Origin of the sequence: Stenotrophomonas sp. HMWF003 (assembly GCF_003061285.1) — a bacterium.
In the GTDB taxonomy this organism is placed as follows: domain Bacteria; phylum Pseudomonadota; class Gammaproteobacteria; order Xanthomonadales; family Xanthomonadaceae; genus Stenotrophomonas; species Stenotrophomonas maltophilia_AP.
The window spans coordinates 6240-10606 of sequence record NZ_QAIW01000133.1 but is presented as its reverse complement, the minus strand read 5'-3'; the positions used below and the strand labels follow the sequence as shown (position 1 = coordinate 10606).

3 protein-coding genes and 1 pseudogene are annotated in these 4367 nt (G+C 67.1%); 2 read left to right on the top strand and 2 right to left on the bottom strand.

Annotated features, from left to right (window positions below):
• Positions 1-431: 431 nt before the first annotated feature.
• Positions 432-842, top strand: a complete 411-nt coding sequence (locus tag DBR34_RS05160) for a hypothetical protein (protein ID WP_258223676.1) — start codon at positions 432-434, stop codon at positions 840-842.
• A gap of 104 nt (positions 843-946) precedes the next feature.
• Here DBR34_RS05160 and DBR34_RS05155 read toward each other — a convergent pair whose 3' ends face one another.
• Both DBR34_RS05155 and DBR34_RS05150 read right to left on the bottom strand, forming a co-directional pair.
• Positions 947-2572 carry an MASE1 domain-containing protein gene (locus DBR34_RS05155; protein WP_128095971.1) on the bottom strand — a complete coding sequence of 542 codons (1626 nt, stop codon included), beginning with the start codon at positions 2570-2572 and terminating at the stop codon, positions 947-949.
• A gap of 162 nt (positions 2573-2734) precedes the next feature.
• Entirely contained in the window at positions 2735-4021 is a 1287-nt protein-coding gene (locus DBR34_RS05150; RefSeq protein ID WP_128095970.1) for an FAD-binding oxidoreductase, read from the bottom strand.
• Positions 4022-4212: 191 nt separating this feature from the next.
• Here DBR34_RS05150 and DBR34_RS22155 point away from each other — a divergent pair.
• Positions 4213-4367 (top strand): annotated as a pseudogene (locus tag DBR34_RS22155) (gamma-glutamyl-gamma-aminobutyrate hydrolase family protein); the annotation flags it as partial.

The window sequence follows — 4367 nt, the reverse complement described above, 5'->3', positions numbered from 1 at the left end:
GGGTAAGGCATCACCGGGGTCGCTGTCGAAAGCGCCCTGCAACAGAGCCGGCATGTGGCGTACGCTCGATTTCGAGTGGGTCGGCAGATATAGCGGCGATTTCACATGCAACTTTAGGGTGGGTTGGCGGCCCGTGCAGCGGTGCCGGTTGGGCCGGGCGACAGTGGGGCGGCATACGCCGATGCCCTGGTGGGACCCTGGGTGCCGGGCCGGGCCTGCGAATACGCCTGCCGCGCGGCCCGGACCTGATGGCACTGCAGGGCGGCCTGATGCCCGCACTGGCGCGGCGAGACAAACCGGGTCATTTCGCTTTAGGAATATTGTCAGGGAATATGTGCCCGCGGCAACGATAGAATCGTCTCGCTGTTTCCATTACTTATACTCTGGAGGTGCTTGTGCGAATTTCCCGCGTTCGTGGTGTGGTATTGGTCGTGAGCCTGCTCTCGATGCCGTTCGTTGCGGCAGCCGCCTGCTGTCCGAGCGATGGCAACGGTATTGCGTTGGCCAAAAGCGGCATGGGTGAATCCCTTCCGCTGGCCGTGAACCTGAGCCAGGATCCCAACTGGCTGGTCTACGGTTTTGAGCGTGATGGAATCTCGTATTACCAGGTAAATGATCTTGCGGGCCAGGTGCGCGTGATCGTGGGCAAGATCGACGATCAATTCTTCACCTTGCCGGCTGGTAAGAGCCCCGCGCGCACCTCGTTGCCATCTCAGCGCCTGGTCGTGCCTGGCAATGCCGTCCGCCGCGAGGTCTACAGGCGGCCGGAGTTCGCGCTGGTGGTGTACGGCGAGGGCAATGACGCCATCTGGTCCGTCGAGGTTCCCGCCAACGGCGGTTGATGGGGTCCCGCCTGGGCCAGCAGGGAACCGGAAACGTCTGCAGGTGGCCCAGGCCACCTGCAGATCCGCCCGGCGGTGATCCTCGACGTCGCCTGGCGCGCGCCTCAGACCGCGTTGGCGCGTAGCACCAGCGGGGCCTGGGCCGGGGGCATGGCCGTACTGGTGGGTGCTTCCACCAGCAGCATCCGGATCCGATTGCGGTGGCAGCGTACGGTTCCGCCGTACGCCAGCGCCCGCGCCGTCAAACGTTCGGTGACCAGCGCCATGGTGGCCGAGGACAGGGAGCGATTGAGGTCCAGCAGCCCCACGGTCACCAGGATGCCGCGGTGCTGCCGGAACTGACCGCATCGCGCGCGCACCTGGATCTGCCCGTACTCGTTCTTGAGGAGAATGGACACCGCGTCGGTCAGCGTCCGGTAGGTGGCCAACTGCAGCCCCACGCTCAACCTGCAGGGGTCTCCCCCCAGCCGGGGGCGTGACACCCTGTCGGTAGCATCCCAGGCTTCCCGCGCACCGCTGACCTGCAGGGCAAGATAAAGACCCACCTGCTCAAGCGCCGTTGGGTACACCATGCTGGTCTGCTCACGGAACTGGCGCGAATGTGCCGCCGAGGCACGCAGCAGCCGCTCCGCAGGCTCGTGGTGGCCATGCCGTTTCAACAGTTCGACCGTTTCCTGGATGGACACGTCCAGGCCATCGGCAATCCGTCTCAGGCCCAGCGCCCGTTCGCGGAGGTCCATTTCGCTGGCGATGTGCGCCGTTCTGGACAGCGTGACGGCCCGCTGCCCATCCAGATCGCGGCGTGCGTACTGGTGGAAGTAGTGGCTGATCTGCGCGCCCAGTGCGAGCAGCGCCGTACCAGCAAGCGCGACGACCTGCTGGGTGGCGAAGGTGGGCGCATCGAACGAGCCGGGCAGGCCGGTGCTTGGGGTGGTCGCGCTGATGAGCAGGTTCAGCACAGGCACGCCGACTGCGGCGCCACGCCAGCCATGCATGCAGGTCAAGGCAACCACGGGCAAGGCCAGCATCAGCTGCAGACTGGTCCTGGTCATGTCATCGCCGGCGGCCAGCCGTGCCAGCACGCCAAGCACCAGCAGGGAAGACAGCGCGATCACCGTGGGCGGTGCGCGCCATGCCAGCCAGTCGTAAGGCACGCCGCGCTTTGTCCAGAGCAGGGCCAACGGAGCGAGCGTCAATATGCCGATGTAATCGCCCAGTGCGAACCGTGCCGCGCTGGTGAGTATGGGCAGGCTGGGCGGTACCGGCCAAAGCAGATGCGACAGGCCCAGCTTCAGAACCGTGGCCACCAGGGCCGCGGTTGCGGCGACCGAAAGAAGCCACGCTTCCGTGGGCGCCGCCATTATTCTGCGATGCAGGCGCACCACCACCGCTACCGCCGGCATCATGCATGCAGAGGCGATCACCACCCAGGCCAACCCGTACTTGTCGATCATCGGATACCGTATCTGGGCGAAGTACGCATATTCGCCCAGGATCAGATACGGCCAGAGACGGGGAGGGCAAAGCAGCAGCGCGGCAACCCGGACACCGGCGGGCAGGTAGAACTGATCAAGCGAGATCTGTCGTGCGCCCCAGCAGGCGAAGGCGTACACCACGGCAACGACGAACCCGGCCGGCCGGATACGCAGGTTGAGTTGAAGTCCATTTCTCCACCAATCCAATCGTTGGTCCCTCCTGCTGTTCGTGTCGATACGAGCGCGCGTCGACATGGAAACCCATCAGCGCGACAGTATCGGCTGATCCCTGCGCATGCAATCGTCGTGGGTGATTATAGGAATCCAATCAGGCGCGGCGGCGCGTGAAGTGCTGCGCATTATCTATGCCTGAATGTGATGGGCGTCGCTATTTCTACTGAGTGATATCTCCATCGCTCACCACAACGCATCCCGCAGTTTGTACCAGGACATCGCCGCCACCAGCAGCGGCGTGCGCAGCAGCCGGCCGCCGGGGAAAGGGCGGTGGGGAATGCGCTCGAATACATCCAGGCGTTCGTTCTGCCCGGCGATGGCCTCGGCCAGCACCGCCCCGGCCAGCCCGGTCGCGGCCACGCCATGCCCGGAGAAGCCCTGTGCGAAGTACACGTTCGGGGTCAGCCGACCCCAATGCGGCGCCCGGTTGCGGGTGATGTCCACGTAGCCGCCCCAGACCTGTTCCATGCCCACGTCGGCCAACTGCGGGAACACCTGGTGCATGCGCCGGGTCATCACCCCGCGCAGCCCGGGGGGCGGCAGCGCGGAGTAACTGGCCCGTCCGCCGAACAAGAGGCGGTGATCGGCGCTGAGCCGGAAGTAGTCCAGCGCCCAGCTGACGTCGGCCACGGCCATGCCGTTGCGGATCAGCGACCGGGCGCGCTCGGCCCCCAGCACCTGCGAGGCGCCGATGTAGGTGCCGACCGGCATGATCCGCGTTTCCAGCTCCGGGGCGATGCCCTGCAGCCAGGCGTTGCCGGCGATCACCACGTGGTCTGCGCGGATGCTGCCGTGGGAGGTGCGCAGTTGCGGACGCGGCCCCCGCACCAGCTGCACGACCGGCGATTGCTCGTGGATGACCACCCCCAGGCGTTCTGCCGCGCGCGCCAGGCCCTGGGCATAGGCCAGCGGCTGCAGGTGGCCACTGGCCGCATCGAACATGGCCCCGGTGTAGCGGGGGCTGTCCAGCTGCGCCTGCAGCTGGGTGCGGTCCCACCACTGCAGCGGGTAGTCGTAGCGCTCGGCGAGGTCGAGCAGCCCGCCACGCAGCGCGCGCTCCTGGCGCGCCGTGATCGGCACGCTGGCGTGACCATCGTGCCAGTCGCAGTCGATCTGGTAGTGCTGCAGCCGGTGGCGCAGCAAGGCCATGCCGTCGCGCGAATAGTCGAACAGCAGCCGGGCGTCTTCGGTGCCCACCAGCTGTTCCAGCGTATCCACTTCACACCCGTAGCCAACGATGGCCTGGCCGCCATTGCGCCCGGACGCGCCCCAGCCCACCCGGTGCGCTTCCAGCACGCTGACCCGGTACCCGCGCTCGGCCAGCGACAGTGCCGCCGACAGGCCGGTATAACCCGCGCCCAGCACGCACACATCGGTGGCGTGGTCGCCAGCCAGCGCCGGGCGCAGCGGTTGCGCCGGCAGGCTGTCGGCATACCAGCTGGATACGTGGTCCTGGCCGGCGCGGCTCACGGTGTGCACCGGCGGGGGAGGGTGGGGACGTCAATCATGGTGACAGCATGCCAGCAACGATCCGCGGTGACAGCGCGCAGTCTGTCGCAGGTATCGCCGCCGGTATGTGAGGGCGCACGCCTCCGGGCGGGCGTGTTGCACCGCGCCCGGGCACGGCGCTACCGTGGCAGCAGGTCATCGGAGCATGCCGCATGGTCGCGCCCCCCTGGGTTGGCCTGCCCACCGACAGCACGCCAATGGGCCACCATCGCTTTGCGGTGGCCGGTGAGAAGTACATCCGCGCGCTGGCCGTGGCGGCCGGTGTCACGCCGGTGCTGCTGCCCAGCCTGCAGCCCCCGTTGCCGGC